Annotated in this window: 18 protein-coding genes and 5 tRNA genes; 1 reads left to right on the top strand and 22 read right to left on the bottom strand. The window is 53.8% G+C overall.

The window, feature by feature from the left end:
• Positions 1–31: 31 nt before the first annotated feature.
• The 19 genes from nadA to mngA all read right to left on the bottom strand — a co-directional run bounded on the left by nadA (position 32) and on the right by mngA (position 16,141).
• Positions 32–1,075, bottom strand: a complete 1,044-nt coding sequence (nadA, locus tag P0H77_RS07780) for a quinolinate synthase NadA (RefSeq protein WP_276164310.1) — start codon at positions 1,073–1,075, stop codon at positions 32–34.
• 237 nt (positions 1,076–1,312) lie between these two features.
• Positions 1,313–1,388 (bottom strand) — tRNA-Lys (locus tag P0H77_RS07775).
• Between the two features lie 33 nt (positions 1,389–1,421).
• A tRNA-Lys gene (locus P0H77_RS07770) sits at positions 1,422–1,497 on the bottom strand.
• Between the two features lie 62 nt (positions 1,498–1,559).
• Positions 1,560–1,635: transfer RNA gene (locus tag P0H77_RS07765), tRNA-Lys, on the bottom strand.
• 3 nt (positions 1,636–1,638) lie between these two features.
• Positions 1,639–1,714: transfer RNA gene (locus tag P0H77_RS07760), tRNA-Val, on the bottom strand.
• Positions 1,715–1,742: 28 nt separating this feature from the next.
• Positions 1,743–1,818 (bottom strand) — tRNA-Lys (locus P0H77_RS07755).
• A gap of 174 nt (positions 1,819–1,992) precedes the next feature.
• Complete coding sequence (gene cpoB / locus P0H77_RS07750; RefSeq protein WP_276164309.1) at positions 1,993–2,772, bottom strand: cell division protein CpoB; 780 nt, start codon at positions 2,770–2,772, stop codon at positions 1,993–1,995.
• A 9-nt stretch (positions 2,773–2,781) separates the two neighbouring features.
• Positions 2,782–3,306 carry a peptidoglycan-associated lipoprotein Pal gene (gene pal / locus P0H77_RS07745; RefSeq protein WP_276164308.1) on the bottom strand — a complete coding sequence of 175 codons (525 nt, stop codon included), beginning with the start codon at positions 3,304–3,306 and terminating at the stop codon, positions 2,782–2,784.
• Between the two features lie 34 nt (positions 3,307–3,340).
• Entirely contained in the window at positions 3,341–4,633 is a 1,293-nt protein-coding gene (gene tolB, locus P0H77_RS07740) for a Tol-Pal system beta propeller repeat protein TolB (protein WP_276165073.1), read from the bottom strand.
• A gap of 132 nt (positions 4,634–4,765) precedes the next feature.
• Positions 4,766–6,004 carry a cell envelope integrity protein TolA gene (gene tolA, locus P0H77_RS07735; RefSeq protein ID WP_276164307.1) on the bottom strand — a complete coding sequence of 413 codons (1,239 nt, stop codon included), beginning with the start codon at positions 6,002–6,004 and terminating at the stop codon, positions 4,766–4,768.
• Between the two features lie 63 nt (positions 6,005–6,067).
• Entirely contained in the window at positions 6,068–6,496 is a 429-nt protein-coding gene (gene tolR / locus P0H77_RS07730; RefSeq protein ID WP_276164306.1) for a colicin uptake protein TolR, read from the bottom strand.
• Positions 6,497–6,499: 3 nt separating this feature from the next.
• The gene (gene tolQ / locus P0H77_RS07725) at positions 6,500–7,192 is read right to left on the bottom strand and encodes a Tol-Pal system protein TolQ (RefSeq protein WP_276164305.1); all 693 of its coding nucleotides are present in this window, start codon (positions 7,190–7,192) and stop codon (positions 6,500–6,502) included.
• A complete protein-coding gene (gene ybgC / locus P0H77_RS07720) occupies positions 7,189–7,593 on the bottom strand; it encodes a tol-pal system-associated acyl-CoA thioesterase (RefSeq protein WP_176920480.1) in 405 nt (134 codons plus the stop codon). The genes tolQ and ybgC overlap by 4 nt, the downstream gene beginning before the upstream one ends.
• A 147-nt stretch (positions 7,594–7,740) precedes the next feature.
• Positions 7,741–8,034 (bottom strand): cyd operon protein YbgE, encoded by a 294-nt coding sequence (ybgE, locus tag P0H77_RS07715; protein ID WP_276164304.1) that lies wholly within the window; start codon positions 8,032–8,034, stop codon positions 7,741–7,743.
• Positions 8,034–8,147 (bottom strand): cytochrome bd-I oxidase subunit CydX, encoded by a 114-nt coding sequence (gene cydX, locus P0H77_RS07710; RefSeq protein ID WP_176920478.1) that lies wholly within the window; start codon positions 8,145–8,147, stop codon positions 8,034–8,036. The genes ybgE and cydX overlap by 1 nt, the downstream gene beginning before the upstream one ends.
• A gap of 14 nt (positions 8,148–8,161) precedes the next feature.
• The gene (cydB, locus tag P0H77_RS07705; protein ID WP_276164303.1) at positions 8,162–9,301 is read right to left on the bottom strand and encodes a cytochrome d ubiquinol oxidase subunit II; all 1,140 of its coding nucleotides are present in this window, start codon (positions 9,299–9,301) and stop codon (positions 8,162–8,164) included.
• 15 nt (positions 9,302–9,316) lie between these two features.
• A complete protein-coding gene (gene cydA, locus P0H77_RS07700; RefSeq protein ID WP_276164302.1) occupies positions 9,317–10,885 on the bottom strand; it encodes a cytochrome ubiquinol oxidase subunit I in 1,569 nt (522 codons plus the stop codon).
• A 678-nt stretch (positions 10,886–11,563) separates the two neighbouring features.
• Entirely contained in the window at positions 11,564–14,197 is a 2,634-nt protein-coding gene (mngB, locus tag P0H77_RS07695) for a mannosylglycerate hydrolase (RefSeq protein WP_276164301.1), read from the bottom strand.
• 24 nt (positions 14,198–14,221) lie between these two features.
• On the bottom strand, positions 14,222–16,141 hold the full coding sequence (gene mngA, locus P0H77_RS07690; protein ID WP_276165072.1) for a PTS 2-O-a-mannosyl-D-glycerate transporter subunit IIABC: 1,920 nt from the start codon (positions 16,139–16,141) through the stop codon (positions 14,222–14,224).
• A 188-nt stretch (positions 16,142–16,329) separates the two neighbouring features.
• On the opposite strand from mngA, the gene P0H77_RS07685 reads away from it, so the two are divergent.
• Positions 16,330–17,046 (top strand): GntR family transcriptional regulator, encoded by a 717-nt coding sequence (locus P0H77_RS07685; protein ID WP_276164300.1) that lies wholly within the window; start codon positions 16,330–16,332, stop codon positions 17,044–17,046.
• A 75-nt stretch (positions 17,047–17,121) separates the two neighbouring features.
• On the opposite strand, the gene sucD is transcribed toward P0H77_RS07685, so the two are convergent.
• The 3 genes from sucD to odhB all read right to left on the bottom strand — a co-directional run bounded on the left by sucD (position 17,122) and on the right by odhB (position 20,475).
• Positions 17,122–17,991, bottom strand: a complete 870-nt coding sequence (sucD, locus tag P0H77_RS07680; protein ID WP_276164299.1) for a succinate--CoA ligase subunit alpha — start codon at positions 17,989–17,991, stop codon at positions 17,122–17,124.
• Positions 17,991–19,157 carry an ADP-forming succinate--CoA ligase subunit beta gene (gene sucC / locus P0H77_RS07675; protein WP_103677500.1) on the bottom strand — a complete coding sequence of 389 codons (1,167 nt, stop codon included), beginning with the start codon at positions 19,155–19,157 and terminating at the stop codon, positions 17,991–17,993. The genes sucD and sucC overlap by 1 nt, the downstream gene beginning before the upstream one ends.
• Positions 19,158–19,254: 97 nt before the next feature.
• Positions 19,255–20,475 carry a 2-oxoglutarate dehydrogenase complex dihydrolipoyllysine-residue succinyltransferase gene (gene odhB / locus P0H77_RS07670; protein ID WP_276164298.1) on the bottom strand — a complete coding sequence of 407 codons (1,221 nt, stop codon included), beginning with the start codon at positions 20,473–20,475 and terminating at the stop codon, positions 19,255–19,257.

The raw sequence follows: 20,475 nt of genomic DNA, 5'->3' as shown, positions 1-20,475 counted from the left end.
GTCCCCAGAGCGTAGTTACGCGTTGATATTGTTATGGACGTAGTGTAGCCGCAAAATCAAGCATACGGTTAAGCGGGATCATGGCACCTTCTCGCAGCCGCGCGTCAACGTGGATCTCATGGCTTACGCCGCCGGTCTCCAGTCCTTCAGCAATCGCCTTCAGTCCGTTCATGGCCATCCACGGGCAGTGAGCACAGCTGCGACAGGTCGCGCCCTCACCTGCCGTGGGCGCTTCGAGTAATACTTTATCGGGTACTGCCTGTTGCATTTTCCAGAAAATCCCCCGATCGGTGGCAACGATAAGCTGTGGATGAGGCAGCGTTTTTGCCGCAGTGATTAACTGGCTGGTGGATCCTACCGCATCCGCCAGATCGACAATGGCCTGAGGCGATTCAGGATGCACCAGTATGGCCGCATCAGGATAAAGCCCTTTCATACGAATCAGGGACTGCGTTTTAAATTCGTCATGAACAATGCACGCGCCCTGCCAGCACAGCACGTCCGCCCCGGTTTGTTTTTGCACATAATGGCCCAGATGTCGATCCGGAGCCCAGATGATTTTTTCACCTGAGCTATCAAGATGCTCAATCAATTCGACGGCAATACTGGAAGTAACTACCCAGTCAGCTCGGGCTTTTACCGCCGCAGAGGTGTTTGCATACACCACCACCGTGCGATCCGGATGGGCATCGCAAAAGGCACTAAATTCCTCAATCGGACAGCCGAGATCCAGCGAGCACTCTGCCTGAAGCGTCGGCATCAGAATGGTCTTTTCCGGACTGAGGATTTTCGCCGTCTCGCCCATAAAACGAACGCCTGCTACCAGCAGCGTGGAGGCCGGATGTCTGGCCCCAAACCGTGCCATCTCCAGAGAATCGGAGATACAGCCGCCGGTCTCTTCCGCCAGTTGCTGAATTTCCGGATCGGTATAATAGTGCGCCACCATTACCGCATCGCGCTCTTTTAGCAGACGCTTGATTTTCTCCCGGTAAAAGTGCTTTTCCTCCCCGCTGAGCGGAGCGGGTTTTGGCGGAAACGGGTAAATAGCGTTTTGCGGATCAAAAATCGTGCTCATGGGCTTCTCGTTTTATGGGCTTAACGTAACACCTGTCTTTTTGGCTTCTGCAAGCAAGGACGGATGTTATCGTTTTATATACTAAACAAGATAGCCGATAGCAAAGGGAATGTCATCGGGAACAGGCATTTTTATAGAGGAGATGATTTTGCGGGAAGGGAAAGAAGATTTATAAAACTGAATGGTAAATATGCAGCGCTTTTAGGATAACATAAAGGCAGGATAGAGGCTTTGAAATGGTGGGTCGTGCAGGATTCGAACCTGCGACCAATTGATTAAAAGTCAACTGCTCTACCAACTGAGCTAACGACCCCTTGCGGGATTTTACGGCTGTAATCATTCAGGATGGTGGGTCGTGCAGGATTCGAACCTGCGACCAATTGATTAAAAGTCAACTGCTCTACCAACTGAGCTAACGACCCATCCGGGTGTTGCCTGAAAGATTTTTACTCGGACCAGTCAACATCTGAGTTTGATGTTAAATTGGTGGGTCGTGCAGGATTCGAACCTGCGACCAATTGATTAAAAGTCAACTGCTCTACCAACTGAGCTAACGACCCGAGTGGTGGGTGATGACGGGATCGAACCGCCGACCCCCTCCTTGTAAGGGAGGTGCTCTCCCAGCTGAGCTAATCACCCGATACTGCGCTGGATACTTCTTAGCGATTGGTGGGTCGTGCAGGATTCGAACCTGCGACCAATTGATTAAAAGTCAACTGCTCTACCAACTGAGCTAACGACCCACATTACACCGCTTTTTTGCTGCTTCAGGCTTGTTTAATATCCCGTGGCAACGGCGGCATATATTACTGATTTAAGAATTGAGCGCAACAAAAATTTTGAGGAAGATCACTTAACTGCTTACGATTCATGCGGCAAGACCAGAAATAGAGCGCTTTCTGGTCATGCGCTAATCATTACAAACCAGAGAGACGTTTTTGCGCCTGTTTTGCACCGTCAGTGCCGGGATACTTGTTGATCACCTGCTGATAAACCGCTTTGGCCTTGGCCGTATCGCCTTTATCCTGCATGATGATGCCGACCTTGAACATCGCATCAGCCGCTTTCGGTGATTTCGGGTAATTTTTTACCACGTTGGCAAAATAGTACGCCGCATCATCCTTTTTCCCCTTGTTGTAATTCAACTGACCCAGCCAGTAGTTAGCATTGGGTTGGTAGGTTGAATCCGGGTACTTCTTGACGAAGTTTTGAAACGCCGTAAGCGCATCGTCCTGGCGCGATTTGTCCTGAACCAGCGCGATAGCCGCATTATAATCGGTATTCGCATCACCGCTCTGAACCGGTGCGCCTGATGTGGCTGCACCAGCGGTGGGTGCCGCAGCCCCGTTCTGATCGCCCGTCGCCGGCTGCGCGGCTGTGCCGCCGCCACTACTAAGGCTATCCATCTGCAACAGGATCTGCTTTTGTCGCTCAACCACCTGGTTAAGCTGATACTGACTTTCCTGAATCTGACCGCGCAGGGTATCAATATCGGACTGGTTATCAGTAAGCTGTTGCTGAAGCTGGGTTAAAAGCTGGCTGTGAGCATTTGAAATACGCTCAAGTTGAGTGACGCGGTCTTCGACCGAGCCGGAGCCGACACTACTGATTGGTGCCTGAGCAAAAGCGGCCCAGGGGGCCGCTATTCCAACCAGTAACGACAGACTCAACAGATGATGTCTGAAGTTACTGCTCATGCCATTCTCTTAGTAAACCAGTACGGCACGACGGTTTTTGGCATACGCCGATTCGTCGTGACCCAGTACTGCAGGTTTTTCTTTACCGTAAGAAACGATGGAGATCTGATCAGCAGAAACGCCTTTACCCTGCAGGTACATCTTAACGGCGTTAGCACGACGTTCACCCAGGGAGATGTTGTACTCAGGAGTACCACGTTCGTCCGCGTGACCTTCTACGGTGACTTTGTAAGACGGGTTGCTACGCAGAAAGTTAGCGTGCGCGTCCAGCATTGCAGCGAAGTCAGAACGGATGTCGTACTTGTCCAGATCGAAGTAAACGATGTTGTTCTGCTGCAGCTGCTGCATTTGCAGACGAGCTTGCTCTTCAGAAGAAGCATTACCGTTACCGTTAGCATCCATACCAGTGCCAGCACCGTTCAGCATGCCACCTTCGCTACCGTCATTGCTGGCGTTTTTGTTGGACGAACACGCTGCGATTGCCATAACAGGCAGGGCAATCATCAGGCCCTTCAGCACTTTGTTCAGTTGCATTTCTTTGATTCCTTTAGTAATCAATTAATTATTATCACAGATACGGCGACCAGGCAGGGAATTTCACCTGACCATCAGTTGCCGGAAGACGCGCTTTGAAACGCCCATCTGTTGAAACCAGATTCAGCACAGATCCCATCCCCTGAGAAGAGCTGTAGATTACCATAGTGCCGTTAGGTGCCAGACTTGGCGTTTCATCCAGGAACGTTGACGACAGAACCTGTACGCCACCCGCTACCAGATCTTGTTTGGCAATGTGTTGCTGCCCGCCATCGGAGCTTACCATTACCATAAATTTACCATCGGTGCTTACATCAGCATCCTGGTTTTGTGAACCCTGCCAGCTAATACGCTGAGCCGCGCCGCCGTTAACGTTCACTTTGTAAACCTGCGGACGACCCGCCTGGTCAGAGGTGAAGGCCAGGTTCTGACTGTCCGGGAACCAGGTCGGTTCGGTGTTATTGCTGCGACCGTCGGTGACCTGGCGGATCTGACCAGAACCGATATCCATCACGTACAGGTTCAGACTACCGGTTTTCGACAGCGCAAAAGCCAGTTTGCTGCCGTCCGGTGAGAATGCCGGCGCACCATTATGACGTGGGAAGGAAGCAACCTGACGTACAGCGCCGTTAGCCAGCGTCTGGATAACCAGCGCGGAACGACCGCTTTCGAAGGTAACGTAAGCCAGTTTATCGCCTTTCGGAGACCAGGCCGGAGACATCAGCGGCTGTGGTGAGCGGTGAACCACAAACTGATTGTAGCCATCGTAGTCAGAGACGCGCAGTTCATACGGGAACTGACCGCCGTTGGTCTGCACTACGTAAGCAATACGGGTACGGAATGCGCCCTTGATACCGGTCAGCTTTTCAAATACTTCATCGCTGGCGGTATGGCCTGCATAGCGCAGCCACTGTTTGTTTACTTTGTAGGTGTTCTGCGCCAGCACGCTGCCTGCCGCCGCGCCGGTATCGACGAGCTGATAGGATACGCTGTAGCTACCGTCCGGGTTAGGTGAAACCTTACCCACAACAACGGCATCGATCCCCAGCGCCGACCATGCCGCTGGCTGAACTTCCTGCGCCGTGCCCGGCTGCTGAGGCAGCTTGGCGCGATCTAACGGGTTAAATTTACCGCTGTTACGTAAATCCGCTGCAACGATACCGCCAATATCTTCAGGCGCGGCACCCGGCCCCGCCCACTGGAAAGGCACAACGCCAATCGGGCGCGCTGAGTCCACCCCCTGGGTGATCTCAATACGCACTTCTGCGTGCAGCACTGCTGCCCACAGTATCAGAAAACCAAATGCTACTCGTAATGCCTGCTTCATCATATCTCCCTTATCCAGGCGGAAAGCCCACGATAATTTAGCAGAATGTTAACAAACTAAAATGGACAAAACTACTTTCACCCTGCGACTAAACCTGGTCTATTTTTCCCTGTTTGCATAGGAAGAAATGGCTTAAGGTTTAAAATCCATTGGCGCATTTTTGAAAGTCTCATAAATCCCGTCACTCGGAGGTTTAGGGAATTTCGACATTCGATTGGTGGCTGCAAGCATAGCCTGACAAAACGCTGGATCTCCATCTTCTATCTTAGCATCAAGCAGCGTCCCATCTCTTGCCAGCCGGATACGCAAGGTACAGACTTTACCCTGATAACTGCTCCAGTCATGCAGGTAATTCTTAATTGCTGCCTGAACTTGCGAACCGTAATCATTAATTTCGCCTTGAGTAGGACCATTTGCTTTATTATTGCCCTGTCCTGGCGAGGAAGGATTACCCGATTTCGGTGCATTCTTACCGGAACTGAGATCGCCAAAGAGATCGTCTGCTTCAGCGGCCGCTTTATCGGCAGCCGCTTTTGCCGCTGCTTTCTTATCGGCAGCCGCTTTCGCAGCCGCGGCTTTTTTATCGGCCGCAGCTTTATCCGCCGCAGCCTTGTCGGCGGCTTTCTTATCCGCCGCAGCTTTATCGGCAGCCGCTTTTTTCTCAGCGGCAGCTTTGTCGGCAGCCGCCTTATCCGCCGCTTTCTTCTCAGCGGCCGCTTTCTCAGCAGCGGCTTTTTTAGCCGCGTCAGCTTCCGCTTTTTTCTGCGCATCGGCTGCAGCTTTTGCCGCATCAGCCTGCTTCTTCGCATCGGCAGCGGCTTTGGCCGCTTCGGCTTCAGCCTGCTTCTTCGCATCAGCAGCAGCTTTCTTCGCAGCGTCAGCCGCTTCTTTCGCCTGAGCATCGGCTTTCGCTTTTGCAGCAGCTTCGGCCTTCGCCGCGGCGTCCTCAGCCTGCTTTTGCTGCTCTTTCGCTTGCTGCGCTTTCGCTTCAGCCTGCTTCTGCTCTTCCGCCTGCTCGCGTGCTTTTTCCTGGGCGGCCAGACGTTCCTGCTCCAGCTTTTTCAGTTCTTCCTGTTTTGCCGCCTGCTGTTGACGCAGTTCTTCTTCCTGCTGCTGCTCCTGCTTTTTCCGCTGCTCAGCAGCACGTTTGGCGCTCGCATCCTGTGCTTTAGTACGGTTATATTGTTCAACAACCGCGCCGGAATCGACCATTACTGCGTCGATAGAGGAGCCACCTCCCCCACCCGCAGAAGCTTCAATATGCTCGTCGAACGATCCCCAAATCAGTACCGCAACCAAAATGATATGCAGTACGACCGAGATGATGATCGCGCGTTTAAGCTTGTCGTTTTGTTCGGTTGCCTTTGACACTCTCGGTTCCCAAAAACAGTTTGCCCGCTACCTGCCGTATCAACGTCAGGAGTATGCAGATGATCAAATAGGCTGCGTCATCAAACCAACCGATTTCACACCCGCAGTATGTAGCAGGTTCAGCGCTTTAATAATTTCATCATATGGCACGTCTTTCGCGCCACCAATTAAGAAGACCGCTTTCGGATTCGCCTTCATGCGACTCTGGGCTTCGGCAATAACCTGTTCAGGTGGCAACTGCGGAAGCTCTTCCTGACCCACCTTGACGCTGTACTGCCCAACACCAGAAACCTGCACGATAATCGGCGGATCGTCATTTGTGCTGACAGCCTGCGTTTCGGTCGCTTCAGGCAGATCCACCTCGACGCTCTGAGTAATAATCGGCGCAGTGGCCATAAAAATCAGCACCAGCACCAGCAACACGTCCAGTAACGGTACGATGTTGATCTCGGACTTCAGTTCGCGGCGACCTCTTCCACGTGCTTTAGCCATGATTTACCCCTTTGTGCTCTCGCTGCTGGTAAACGCCTGACGGTGCAGAATGGCGGTGAACTCTTCCATAAAGTTGTCGTAGTTAAGTTCCAGCTTGTTGACGCGCTGGTTCAGACGGTTGTAAGCCATGACCGCCGGAATAGCGGCAAACAGACCAATTGCCGTGGCGATCAGTGCTTCTGCGATGCCTGGCGCAACCATTTGCAGGGTAGCCTGTTTCACCGCGCCGAGACCGATAAAGGCGTGCATGATCCCCCACACGGTACCGAACAGGCCGATATACGGGCTGATGGAACCGACGGTACCCAGGAAAGGAATGTGCGTTTCCAGCGTTTCCAGCTCGCGGTTCATTGAAATACGCATGGCCCGCGATGCCCCTTCCACCACCGCTTCGGGCGCGTGGTTGTTGGCACGGTGCAGACGGGCAAACTCTTTAAAGCCGCTGTAAAAAATTTGCTCGGAACCGGCAAGGGTATCACGACGTCCCTGGCTTTCCTGGTAGAGACGAGACAGCTCAATGCCCGACCAGAATTTGTCTTCAAATGCTTCCGCCTCACGCGAGGCAGCGCGGAGAATACGAGTTCGCTGGATGATGATGGCCCATGATGCGATCGAAAAACCCATCAAAATCAGCATGATTAGTTTAACCAGAAGGCCAGCCTTCAGGAACAAATCAAGGATATTCATGTCAGTCACTGCTTAAACTCCGCGACAATAGACTTGGGAAGCGCACGAGGCTTCATTATGAGTGGATCAACACAGACGATAAGAACTTCAGCTGCGTTCAGGATCGTGTTCTCTGCATTGACGATACGCTGCGTGAAAACCAGCGAGGTACCACGCATCGATGTTATTTCCGTTTGAACGTCGAGCATGTCATCGAGTCTGGCGGGCGCAAAATAATCAATGGTCATTTTACGCACCACAAAGGCAACTCGCTCAGCCAACAGTACCTGCTGGCTGAAGTGATGGTGGCGCAGCATCTCTGTGCGTGCTCTTTCATAAAAAGCCACGTAGCTGGCGTGGTAAACCACACCACCGGCATCGGTATCTTCATAGTAGACACGCACCGGCCATCGAAACAGCGTTGTATTCACTTTACATCCCAGTAACGCAAAAAGGTTATAGCTTTTAAACTTCGCTACTATACGCGCGGGAAAGGTGGTTTGGAATGGGTTGACGTAAACGTAGAGTAAAAATTTATGGGCTTTTGCAAGCCCATAAACGTAAAGATGTGTGCTTGCTCAATTAAAGAAAAAAATCAAGCCGGTAATAAGGACAAAATCAGCGATCAGAGGGCAAAAAACACCCTGCCAGACCACGGCTCGCGGACGGAATCCCACGCCGTGAATCACACCAGCGCAGACAGCCCACATTAATACCAGGCCGTGCCAGATGGCAAGTTCACTGGTCTTTGCCGCAAAGCGGGTCGGATCCCAGAACATACAGCCTGCCAGCACTAATGCCATGATCAGAGAAAGCGCCCGTAGCGGGCGCTTATCCATTACCGCATACAGCGTCGCGATAATTTTTACCATCAGAGTCTTTCTTCACCCGCTTTCGACGCTTCAACGTGTTCCAGCGCCAGGGCGGTGATCACGCCGAATGCACAGGCAAGAAGCGTTCCGAGGATCCATGCGAAATACCACATAATATGCTCCTTACTTAGTACATAGAGTGAGTGTTGCTTTCAATATGTTCTTTGGTGATACGACCGAACATTTTCCAGTAACACCAGCCGGTGTAAATCAGAATAATCGGCACGAACACCAGCGCAACAAAGGTCATCAGGTTCAGCGTCATCTGGCTGGACGTCGCATCCCACATTGTCAGGCTTGCATTCATCATGGTGCTGGACGGCATCACGAATGGGAACATTGCAATACCCGCCGTCAGAATAATACAGGCCAGAGTTAATGACGAGATGACAAACGCCAGCGCCCCTCTTCCCATACGGGACAGCAGGATGGTCAGCAATGGCAATACCACGCCCAGGGCCGGAATGAGCCACAGCGCTGGCATATTGTTAAAGTTGACCAGCCATGCCCCTGCCTGGCGGGTGACTTCTTTCGTCAGCGGATTAGAGGCCGCATGATGATCGATAGCGGACGTCACCACGTATCCATCAATGCCGTACATCACCCAAACGCCTGCCAGGGCAAACCCGACCAGCGTAACCAGTGCTGCAATTTGCGCGGTCGCGCGGGAGCGCAGATGTAGCTCACCCACGGTACGCATTTGAAGATAGGTTGCGCCCTGGGTGATGATCATCGCTACGCTAACCACGCCCGCCAGCAGGCCAAACGGATTCAGCAGCTGGAAGAAGTTTCCGGTGTAGTACAGACGCATATATTCATCAACGTTGAACGGTACGCCCTGCAACAGGTTACCGAACGCTACGCCAATCACCAGCGGCGGCACAAAGCTACCGATGAAAATGCCCCAGTCCCACATGTTGCGCCAGCGCGATACTTCGATCTTCGAACGGTAGTCAAAGCCTACCGGGCGGAAGAACAGCGATGCCAGCACCAGGATCATCGCGACATAAAAGCCGGAGAACGCTGCCGCGTAGACCATCGGCCACGCGGCGAATAATGCGCCACCGGCGGTGATTAGCCATACCTGGTTACCGTCCCAGTGCGGCGCAATGGAGTTAATCATGATTCGACGCTCGGTGTCATTTCGACCGAGGAAACGGGTGAGCATGCCCACCCCCATGTCGAAGCCGTCAGTGACTGCAAAGCCGATCAGCAGAACACCAATCAACAGCCACCAGATAAAACGCAATACTTCATAATCGATCATTTGACGACTCCTGTCTTAGCGTGCCGGCTGCGACGCAACGGTGGGCTGTTCGTAATGATAACGACCGGTCTTCAGGCTGCTCGGGCCAAGGCGTGCAAATTTGAACATCAGGAACAACTCTGCCACCAGGAACAGTGTGTACAGGCCGCAAATTAACAGCATAGAGAAGATCAGATCGCCCGGCGTTAATGACGAGTTCGCCACGGCGGTCGGCAAGACTTCACCGATGGCCCACGGTTGACGACCATATTCAGCAACAAACCAGCCGGATTCGATAGCGATCCACGGCAGTGGAATGGCGTAGAACGCGGTACGCAGCAGCCAGCGTTTTTGCCCGATACGGTTGCGGATCACGCTCCAGAAAGACGCGGCGATAATCAGCAGCATCAGCACGCCGCAGGCCACCATGATACGGAACGCGAAGTACAGCGGTGCCACGCGAGGAATAGAATCCTTCGTTGCCTGCTGGATTTGCGCTTCGGTCGCGTCAGTCACATTCTCGGTATAGCGCTTGAGTAGCAGGCCATAACCCAGATCTTTCTTCACGTTATTAAACTGTTCACGCACGCCCTGATCGGTAGAGCCCGCACGCAGTTCTTCCAGCAAATGATACGCACGCATCCCGTTACGAATACGCTCTTCATGCTGCACCATCAGGTCTTTCAGGCCGATAACCGGCGTGTCGACAGAACGGGTCGCAATAATACCCAGCGCGTAAGGAATTTGAATGGCGAAATGGTTTTCCTGCGAATCTTGATCGGGAATACCGAACAGCGTAAAGGACGCGGGCGCCGGCTGAGTTTCCCATTCGGCTTCGATAGCAGCCAGTTTCGTCTTCTGCACGTCGCCCATTTCGTAGCCGGATTCATCACCCAGAACGATAACAGACAGCACCGCCGCCATGCCGAAGCTGGCTGCGATAGCAAAGGAGCGTTTAGCAAACGCAATGTCGCGGCCGCGCAGCATGTAGTAAGCGCTGATCCCCAGAATGAACATTGCGCCACAGACGTAGCCAGAGGCAACGGTGTGAACGAATTTCACCTGAGCTACCGGGTTAAGCACCAGCTCGGAGAAGCTGACCATTTCCATACGCATGGTTTCAAAGTTGAAATCCGAAGCGATAGGGTTCTGCATCCAGCCGTTAGCGACGAGGATCCACAGCGCAGAGAGGTTAGAGCCGAGCGCCACCAGCCAGGTAACGGCCATGTGCTGAACTTTACTCAGGCGGTCCCAGCCGAAGAAAAACAGACCTACAAAGGTGGACTCAAGGAAGAAGGCCATCAGCCCTTCAATGGCCAGTGGCGCACCGAAAATATCGCCAACGTAATGGGAATAGTAAGACCAGTTTGTCCCGAACTGGAACTCCATGGTCAGACCGGTAGCCACACCCAGCGCAAAGTTGATACCAAACAACTTGCCCCAGAATTTGGTCATATCTTTATAAATCTGTTTGCCGGAAAGGACATAAACCGTTTCCATAATGGCCAGCAGGAACGCCATACCCAGCGTCAGCGGCACAAACAGAAAGTGGTACATCGCAGTCAAGGCAAACTGTAAGCGCGACAGTTCGACTATATCTAACATTATGACTCCTTGCTCATCGCATGAAGACTCCGAGAGTGAACCCCGTTAGAAAGGATCACACGCATGCCCCAATACAAATTATTTGTCGCTTTTGTGCCGAAGAGTGCGCATTTTTCATTGCGTTCTGACATGCCGGCCCAAAAGTTACAAATTCGTTAATAAAAAATTCAAATTGATCCCGCGAATATACTACGCTGTAAAACCCTTACAATAAACAGGTTTTTATCGAGTAAATTTACGATTTACGACAGCGATCAATATCTGCCCATTTTACCGTTATAGGGCTTGTTTGATCTGCAACAATTTAGCTCTTTTCCGTGCTTTTTTCAAAACATTAGTTTTTGATATAAATCAATTTAAAGCATATTGTTAACTATGTTTTAATTTGCAGATTATAGTGAATTTTATGTTAAAAACATGATCGCTAAATAACATTGATAGTTATCAATTATTAAGAAAGTAGTCACAAAAGGAATTTAATTCAAAAGAGGGACGATGGTCAGCGCTGTTCAGGGCTGGATAATGTAATTCAGATCACATCATTTTCCTGCCAGCAAAAATAAACATCAAAATTATTACATTTTAGTTACCTGTCACCGCAAAAAAATAACACCGAAGATTGATTATTACGGTGAATAATGAAGCCGCTCCGGGCGGCTTCAATGTTAATCGGCAGGATCACTTGAGCAAAATGCTCCACGTTCGCGATTGTCCAGGTCGGAAACGTACCGGGCGTGCGGTGATATCGTCTCCCCCGGTCAGCGCCTGTTCATCCATCGCCGTTTCGCGGCACCGCGTCTGATGCTGATTGAACATCAGGAACGTTTCGCTATTTTCACCTTCTGAAGGGTTAAAGAGACGGATAATCAGTTCATTGCGATCTTCCGCTTTCTTCAGCACGCTCAACACGCAGCCGGTCGACGGCATACTGAAAAGACTGTAGCGTTCCGGGGTAACCACGTCGCTGCGGTTAAGTTTCATGGCGTCCCAGGGGATTTTATTGTAGCACTGCACCGGCGTCAGCCAGCTGCGCGCCTGCTGCGCCAGCCCGGCATTCAGCGGCGAGCCGCAGAAAGGCCACAGGCTAAAGCGGCAGCTTAACTCCCCGCGCAGTTGCGAATCCGGCACCGGCATTTTAATGCCGGAAGGACGTCCCGGACGCAGCAGCAGATCGTCTTTGCCCAGCAAGCCGACCCCGCGCAATAACGTCAGGGCAAAGGTACTGCTCTCCTCGCCGACGATCTCGATTTCCCGCAGCCCTTCGGTAAACAGCGCGATACCGTGCCGGCCCTGCTGGAGCGCAGCATAGTTAAGCAGATTCCACACCGGCACGGGTGCCTCCTTCCAGCCGTCCTCCTGCCAGTGCGTCATCGCGTCGTCCGCAACCGGGCGCGAAAGCGAGCCAAACTGCGTATCCGTAAGCACGCTATCCGTTTTACAGGGAACAGGAATACGCACGCGAACACGGTGGTCGTCCGCCTGATTATCCAGCCGGACGACAAAATCGACGCGTCGGCTGTGCTGACTGAGCGTTACCGTCGTGGCAAATTCCAGCGATCCGGAGCACTCGCCCGCGGATCGTTCTGCCAGATTAAGCGGAACGGCCATTTTACTGTGTACCGTTGCCCTGCTCTGCCAGACGTCGTGCGTTACCTCTATGCGGTGCGTCGCGGCGGCGGAGGTCAGCAGCCAGTCCTTACGCAGCGGCGAATAATCATATTCATCACCGTCATCGGAACCATCCTCAAACTCCAGCACGCGATCGTAGACAAGGCCGCTCTCTTTATCGGCCATTCGCAGCGTCCCGTCATCGTTAAACGAAATGCGCCAGTAGTCATTTTCCAGCAACGCCTCATGATGGGTGATAGCGGGCAGCGGCTGGCTCCCCTCTCCCGTCACGATATGCAACGTCAGGTATCCCATCGCAGGCAGGACCTGTCTGAGCTGAATATCGTATTCCATAAAGGGATCGTAGTTGCCGTAATGGACAATCTGTCTGTCCACCAGACCAGGATCGATTTCCCGCCGGTCGCGAATATAATACGGCACCGCATTGCCTTCCCCATCCAGCAGGCAGAACTGGCTGGCGCGCAGCCGTATGGTGGTATTAATCACTTCGTCACGCGGCCAGGGCATCAGGTTAAAGAGCGTCAGCTTATCCCCGGCCTGCTGCGGCATGTTGTCGACAATCTTACGCATATAAAAGCAGATCAGATTATCGGCCATATCTTCCGCCAGCCAGAAACGGGCCATGATTTCACGATGGACTTTGTCGCTACAGCAGCAGCCAATACTGTCATGGGCGTGGTTTTTAAGGATCTCTTTCCACATTTTTTCCAGCAGGCCGTGCTGATACGCAAATCCCAGCGTCCAGGCCAGCGTCGCCAGCGGCTCAAGGATATTGACGATTTTATTTTCGATCCGCGCGTGGGCAATTTTGATATCCATGCGCGTGGAGCCAATAGTGCGGTGAACGCGCATGTACTTGCCGTCGATAAATTCACCTTTTAGCGTCGCCAGCTTTTCGCGCTGCTGTTCAATACGCGCAAAGACCTCTTCAAAACGACTCATCACAAATTCACGCTGCGGGTAGATCTCACGCAGCTTCGCCATCACGGCAAAAATATTTTGCTGGAGCGGCATCTGATCGTGACCGTTTGGCAGCAGGATCTCTTTCGTGAGCGACGCCTTCTCCAGCACCTCGAAGTAGCTGTCGAGGCGCTTACGCAGGCCCGCTTCATCTTCGGGTAAATATTTACCAATCGCATAGCCCAGCGGCAGCACCTGCGCTACCACTTCACTGCCTTCGCCGCTCTGCCACAGAAACTCGGTTTTATCCGTGCCGTGACGCTCAGAGCAGCCGCGCCAGAACATCGCCCGTGTGATGCCAAAGCCGTTATAGATATGCGGCAATTGCCCTGACATCCCGAACGAATCCGGCAGATAGCCAATTTTCATCGGCTCGCCAAAGGCCATGCAATCCCGCATCCCATACAGCAGGTTACGCACAATGGATTCGCCGGCGACAATCGTGGTATCGGTCTGGGTATACCAGGGGCCGATTATCAATTTTCCTGCCTGCACCAGCGCTTTAACGCGCGGTTTATTTTCCGGCTTAACGGCAAAGTAGTCTTCGAGGATCGCCGTTTGCCCGTCCAGAACGTAATATTTATAGTCCGCGTCCTGCTCCAGCCGGGAAAGAATTTCCTCCATATTATTGACCAGTAAAATACGGGACGCTTCGGTAGTGAAATACCACTCCCGGTCCCAGTGCATATGCGGGGTTATGTGAACACGAGATACAGCTTTCATCTTCGTTTCCTGATTAAGTCAACATTATGGCATTACGCTGTCAGGCGTATATTTACCGGTCCGCACCGCCTGACGACGCCAGAGCAAGAGCACGCAGGTTGAAATGGCGGTTCCGATCAGCGCAGCACCAAACCAGCCTGCCGCCGCTATCGCCTTGCCCATATCGGCATCGTGCAGCAGGAACAGCGAGAAAATCCCCGCGCCGGGCGTCGAAAGCCCAATATGCATTGCGCCAACTATCGCCCCGGTGACCAGCGATCCGAGGACAAAAGAACCAATGACCCGCAGCGGATCTTCAATCGCCATCGGGATCGCCCCCTCTGTGATCCCCGCCAGCCCCAGCAGCCAGGTCGATTTTCCGGTTTCGATTTCAAAGCTTTTAAACAGATGCGGTGCCAGCATTGTGGAAGCGGTGACGGTAAATGCCGAGACCATTTTGACCGAGGCAAAGATGGCATACGGGCCGAACACGCCGTTAGCCATCGCGCCGAGGCAAAACGCATAGGACGCTTTATTCACCGGACCGCCAAGATCGAAGGAGCACATAAAGCCGATGATTGCCCCGAGCAACAGCGCATTACTGCCCGACAGGCCGTTCAACCATGCCGTCAGACCGTTATTGATCCACGCCACCGGTTCGCCAATCACGAACAGCATCAGGCTGCCCGTTACCAGCGTGCCGAGTACCGGATAGAGGTAAAAGGTCAGAAAGCCGTTAAATTTGCTGCTCAGGCGGATATGTTCTTTTACCCAACGCATCAGGTAACCGGCAATCAGCCCGCCGACCACCGCGCCCAGGAAACCGGAGCCAATCATATTGGCGGCCAACCCGGCGGCAAAGCCCGGAGCCAGCGCGGGTTTGTCGGCCAGAGAATAGGCGGTGTACGCGGCCAGGACCGGAACCATCAGCGTGCCGAGAATGCCGCCCCCGAGTTTACGGTACAGCCACAGCCACGAATTTTCCTGATCGAACAGGTGCTGTAAGCCCAGCATTTGTGCCAGCAGGACGGAAACCGCAAGCACCGTACCCCCTGCGACAATCAGCGGCACGGCAAAGGAGATACCGCTGAGCAGCGCCTGCTTCAATTCCGTTTTAACGCTCTTTTTATTTTCCACCTGCGACGCAGCGACGCGCGGCTGCGCAGAAGGTTTCAGCGCCAGCGCCTGCTGGATCAGCGCCTCCGCGTGGCGAATGGGTTCCGCCACCGGCACGTTGAGCATGGGAATGCCGGTAAAACGTTCCGCTTCTTTAATGGCGACGTCCGCCGCGATAATGCTGGCCTGCGCGGCGTTCAGGTGTTCAGCGCGTAGCCGACCTTCAATACCGTTCGCACCCTGTTTTTCGACATACACCCGTACGCCGAGTTTTTTCCCGGCTTTTTCCAGATATTCTGCCGCCATGTAGGTATGCGCGATCCCGGCGGGACAGGCGGTAACGCAGACAATCACCGGCGCGTCGACGGCAATCGGTGCCTCCTCACGCTTTTCCTGCGGCGAGCCCAGCGCCTGCAAAAGCTGTGCCGGGCTGGTTGCGCCGCTTACCGCGGCGCGAACGTCGTCATCCGCCAGACGGCTGGTCAGCGCGGTTAATAGTTGCATATGGGTCGAGCCAGCCTCGGCGGGCGGGATCGCCAGCAAGACAACTACATTAACCTCTTCCGGTCCGTCAACGCCTTCCCAGTTCAGCGGTTCGCTAAGCGTAGCCACGGCGAACGCGGCTTCCTGCACCGCCTCGCTTTTTCCGTGCGGCACCGCCAGCCCTTCACCCAGCGCGGTCGGGCCCGCCATTTCGCGGGCGAAAACGTCGTTCAGATAATGGTCAAGATTATTAATTTTGCCGAGATCCGTCAGTCGCTTCGCCAGCGTGCGTATGGCGTCATCGCGACTGGCGAACCGCGTTTGCAGGCAGAAAGCGTCCGGATGCGTCAGGGTCGTCAGGTTCATCATGATCCTCACTTTGTTGAGAGATGTTCGTGCCGCCAGGCGGCATTCAGGCTGTAGCATGCCAGACCAAATAATACATTTATGTGATCACTTTCACTTTGTACGATAATTTGTATTCTATTTGTATTGTTTACATTCCGGCACTGATACGGATAATCAGCCGAAAGGTATTATTTTGGTGCCACCGCATGTCCAGTAAACCGATGTACCGACAGATCGCCGATGCCCTGCGCGAGCGTATTCAGTGCGGCGAATTAAAACCCGGCGACGCGCTGCCGACGGAGTCCGAACTACAGGCGCAGTTCAGCGTCAGCCGCGTAACCGTGCGTCAGGCACTGAAACAGCTAACCGCCGAGTCAATTATTGAAAGCATTCAGGGCAGCGGCTCTTACGTGAAAGAAGAGCGGGTCAATTACGATATCTACCGTCTGACCAGCTTTTATGAAAAACTGGCCGACCGCCACGTCGCCACCCACAGCGATGTGAAAGTCTTTGAAGTGATTCAGGCCGAACCCTGGCTGGCGGAAAAGCTTCAGCTCGCGGCAGAGGAAAAGGTCTGGCACATTAAGCGGGTGCGGTTTATTAATCACAAACCGGTGAATCTGGAAGAAACCTGGATGCCGCTGGCGATGTTTGCGGATCTGACGTGGGAAGTGATGGAAAACTCGAAATACCATTATATTGAGCAGATCAAAAAAATGGTTATCGATCGCAGCGAGCAGGAGCTGGTACCCGCGATGCCATCTGAGGAAGCCATCGCGGCGCTGGCCATTGACGCGCAAAAACCAATTCTGGAGAAGATTTCACGCGGCTTTCTGAAAGACGGCAGAGTATTTGAATACAGTCGCAACGTTTTCAGAAGCGATGATTATAAATTCACGCTGGTGGCGCAGCGTGGACGGTAACCGGCCATAAAAAAGGCCGCTTTTCAGCGGCCAACCATGTCGAAAACACGCTCCCTCTGGCGGGGAGCAGCGATTTTATTTAATGATGGATTTCAGCGCTTCGCCGATATCTGCCAGGCTACGCACGGTTTTCACGCCTGCCGCTTCCAGCACAGCAAATTTTTCATCCGCCGTACCTTTGCCGCCCGCGATGATCGCTCCCGCATGGCCCATACGTTTGCCTTTCGGCGCGGTCACGCCAGCGATATAGCCGACAACCGGCTTGGTCACGTGATCCTTGATGTAAGCCGCCGCTTCTTCTTCCGCGCTGCCGCCGATCTCGCCGATCATGACGATCGCTTCGGTCTGCGGATCTTCCTGGAACAGCTTCAGGATATCGATGAAGTTAGAACCCGGGATCGGGTCGCCGCCGATGCCCACGCAGGTGGACTGGCCGAAACCGTAATCGGTGGTCTGCTTAACCGCTTCATAGGTCAGGGTACCGGAACGGGAAACAATGCCCACTTTACCCGGCTGGTGAATGTGGCCCGGCATAATGCCGATTTTACATTCGCCTGGGGTGATCACGCCCGGGCAGTTCGGCCCGATCATGCGCACGCCTGCTTCGTCCAGCTTCACTTTCACCGTCAGCATATCCAGCGTCGGGATACCTTCGGTGATGGTGATGATCAGTTTGATGCCCGCATCGATGGCTTCAAGGATAGAGTCTTTGCAGAACGGTGCCGGAACGTAGATCACCGAGGCGGTCGCGCCGGTAGCTTCTACCGCTTCACGCACGGTGTTAAAGACCGGCAGACCGAGGTGTTCAGTGCCGCCTTTGCCCGGCGTTACGCCGCCGACCATCTGCGTACCGTAGGCAATCGCCTGTTCGGAGTGGAATGTCCCCTGGCTTCCGGTGAAACCCTGGCAGATCACTTTGGTGTTTTTATCGATTAAAACTGACATTATTTCCCCTCCACTGCGCCAACGACCTGCTGGGCTGCATCCGTCAGACTCTTCGCTGCAATAATATTCAGGCCGCTGTCCGCCAGACGTTTCGCGCCCAGTTCAGCATTGTTACCTTCCAGACGCACCACTACCGGCACATTCACGCCCACTTCTTCCACCGCACCAATGATGCCGTCAGCGATCAGATCGCAGCGCACGATGCCGCCGAAGATGTTAACCAGTACCGCTTTGACGTTGTCGTCAGAGAGGATAATTTTGAACGCTTCGGTCACGCGCTCTTTGGTTGCGCCGCCGCCTACGTCGAGGAAGTTAGCCGGTTCGCCGCCGTGCAGCTTAACGATGTCCATGGTACCCATCGCCAGACCTGCGCCGTTGACCATACAGCCGATGTTGCCATCCAGCGCCACGTAGTTCAGTTCCCACTGCGCCGCCTGAGACTCACGGGCATCTTCCTGCGAGTGATCGCGCATCTCGCGCAGATCCGGCTGGCGGAACAGCGCGTTGCCGTCCGCGCCCAGTTTGCCATCGAGGCAGATCAGGTCGCCCTGTTTGGTGATCACCAGCGGGTTGATTTCGATCAGCGCCAGATCGCGCTCAAGGAAAATGGTCGCCAGTCCCATAAAGATTTTGGTGAACTGCTGAACCTGCTTGCCTTCCAGACCCAGTTTGAACGCCAGCTCGCGGCCCTGATACGGCATCGGACCCGCCAGCGGATCGAGCGCGACTTTGTGGATCAGATGCGGGGTTTCTTCCGCCACTTTTTCAATTTCCACGCCGCCTTCGGTGGAGGCCATAAAGACCACGCGGCGGGAGCTACGGTCAACGACCGCGCCGAGGTACAGTTCTTTATCAATGTCGGTTGCCGCTTCGACCAGGATCTGGTTGACCGGCTGGCCGTTCGCATCTGTCTGGTAGGTTACCAGACGTTTACCCAGCCAGTGCTCGGCAAAGGCGCGGATCTCTTCCTTACTTTTCACCACTTTCACGCCGCCCGCTTTACCGCGGCCGCCAGCGTGAACCTGGCATTTTACCACCCACGGGCCAGCGCCGATTTTTGAGGCCGCTTCTTCAGCTTCACGCGGCGTGTTGCAGGCATAACCTACTGGCGCAGGCAAACCATAGCGGGCAAAGAGTTGTTTTGCCTGGTATTCATGTAAGTTCATGTCTTCTGTCCATCCTTCAGAGAATCGTTATCATTGTGCCTGAATGCCGGATGGCGCTACGCTCATCCGGCCTGCAGACAGGTGATATTCTTAATAACTACACGTCCAGCAGCAGACGGGTCGGGTCTTCCAGCAGCTCTTTGATTGCCACCAGGAAGCCTACCGACTCACGGCCATCAATCAGACGGTGATCGTAAGAGAGCGCCAGATACATCATCGGCAGGATTTCCACTTTACCGGCAACCGCCATCGGACGATCTTTAATGGCATGCATGCCGAGGATCGCGCTCTGCGGCGGGTTGATGATCGGCGTGGACATCAGAGAGCCGAAAACGCCGCCGTTGGTAATGGTAAAGTTACCGCCAGTCAGATCTTCTACCGTCAGTTTGCCGTCGCGCCCTTTCACCGCCAGCTCTTTAATGCGTTTTTCGATATCGGCCATGCCCAGCGCGTCAACGTCGCGCAGCACTGGCGTGACCAGACCGCGCGGCGTGGAGACCGCCATGCTGACGTCGAAATAGTTGTGATACACCACGTCGTCGCCGTCGATAGAGGCGTTAACTTCCGGGTAGCGTTTCAGCGCTTCTACTACCGCTTTCACGTAGAAGGACATAAAGCCCAGACGGATGCCGTGACGTTTTTCGAAAGCGTCGCCGTACTGCTTGCGCAGATCCATGATCGGCTTCATATTCACTTCGTTAAAGGTGGTCAGCATCGCGGTGGAGTTTTTCGCCTCCAGCAGACGCTCGGCCACGCGCTTACGCAGGCGGGTCATCGGCACGCGTTTTTCAGAGCGGTTGCCCAGCTGCGGCGCAGCCTGCGGCGCGGCTTCAGGCGCTTTCTGCTCTGCTTTTGCCGGGGCGTTGTTCAGATGTTTATCTACATCTTCGCGGGTGATGCGTCCGCCGACGCCGGTGCCTTTAATGGCGCTGGCGTCAAGATTATGCTCAGCCAGCAGGCGACGGATCGCCGGGCTGAGCGCATCGTTGTTCTGTTCTTCCAGCGACGCCTGCTGACGCTGGGCCGGGGTCGATTCTTTCGCTTCGGATTTCTCGCTGGTCTCTTTACCAGAACTGTTGCCTTCACGCAGGCGGCCCAGGATCTGACGAGAGGTTACGGTGGCCCCTTCATCTTCCAGTAAGGCATCAAGAATGCCGTCCGCCGACGCCGGTACTTCCAGTACCACTTTGTCAGTTTCGATTTCTACCAGAACTTCATCGCGTTTTACCGCGTCGCCTGGTTTTTTGTGCCAGGTGGCAACGGTCGCATCCGCAACGGATTCAGGCAGGTCGGGAACAAGAATATCTACGCTACTCAT

Origin of the sequence: Superficieibacter sp. HKU1, from assembly GCF_029319185.1 — a bacterium.
GTDB lineage: Bacteria > Pseudomonadota > Gammaproteobacteria > Enterobacterales > Enterobacteriaceae > Superficieibacter.
The sequence above is the reverse complement of the archived record's forward strand: the minus strand, read 5'-3'. Positions and strand labels throughout refer to the sequence as shown.

What these genes read in the sequence shown, in the direction of transcription:
- ybgE (WP_276164304.1), bottom strand. Translation starts at nt 8,034, where the DNA reads ATGGTAAAAATTATCGCGACGCTGTATGCGGTAATGGATAAGCGCCCG.
- tolB (WP_276165073.1), bottom strand. Translation starts at nt 4,633, where the DNA reads ATGAAGCAGGCATTACGAGTAGCATTTGGTTTTCTGATACTGTGGGCA.
- cpoB (WP_276164309.1), bottom strand. Translation starts at nt 2,772, where the DNA reads ATGAGCAGTAACTTCAGACATCATCTGTTGAGTCTGTCGTTACTGGTT.
- P0H77_RS07685 (WP_276164300.1), top strand. Translation starts at nt 16,330, where the DNA reads ATGTCCAGTAAACCGATGTACCGACAGATCGCCGATGCCCTGCGCGAG.
- pal (WP_276164308.1), bottom strand. Translation starts at nt 3,306, where the DNA reads ATGCAACTGAACAAAGTGCTGAAGGGCCTGATGATTGCCCTGCCTGTT.
- nadA (WP_276164310.1), bottom strand. Translation starts at nt 1,075, where the DNA reads ATGAGCACGATTTTTGATCCGCAAAACGCTATTTACCCGTTTCCGCCA.
- sucD (WP_276164299.1), bottom strand. Translation starts at nt 17,991, where the DNA reads ATGTCAGTTTTAATCGATAAAAACACCAAAGTGATCTGCCAGGGTTTC.
- mngA (WP_276165072.1), bottom strand. Translation starts at nt 16,141, where the DNA reads ATGAACCTGACGACCCTGACGCATCCGGACGCTTTCTGCCTGCAAACG.
- sucC (WP_103677500.1), bottom strand. Translation starts at nt 19,157, where the DNA reads ATGAACTTACATGAATACCAGGCAAAACAACTCTTTGCCCGCTATGGT.
- cydA (WP_276164302.1), bottom strand. Translation starts at nt 10,885, where the DNA reads ATGTTAGATATAGTCGAACTGTCGCGCTTACAGTTTGCCTTGACTGCG.
- mngB (WP_276164301.1), bottom strand. Translation starts at nt 14,197, where the DNA reads ATGAAAGCTGTATCTCGTGTTCACATAACCCCGCATATGCACTGGGAC.
- tolR (WP_276164306.1), bottom strand. Translation starts at nt 6,496, where the DNA reads ATGGCTAAAGCACGTGGAAGAGGTCGCCGCGAACTGAAGTCCGAGATC.
- odhB (WP_276164298.1), bottom strand. Translation starts at nt 20,475, where the DNA reads ATGAGTAGCGTAGATATTCTTGTTCCCGACCTGCCTGAATCCGTTGCG.
- cydX (WP_176920478.1), bottom strand. Translation starts at nt 8,147, where the DNA reads ATGTGGTATTTCGCATGGATCCTCGGAACGCTTCTTGCCTGTGCATTC.
- cydB (WP_276164303.1), bottom strand. Translation starts at nt 9,301, where the DNA reads ATGATCGATTATGAAGTATTGCGTTTTATCTGGTGGCTGTTGATTGGT.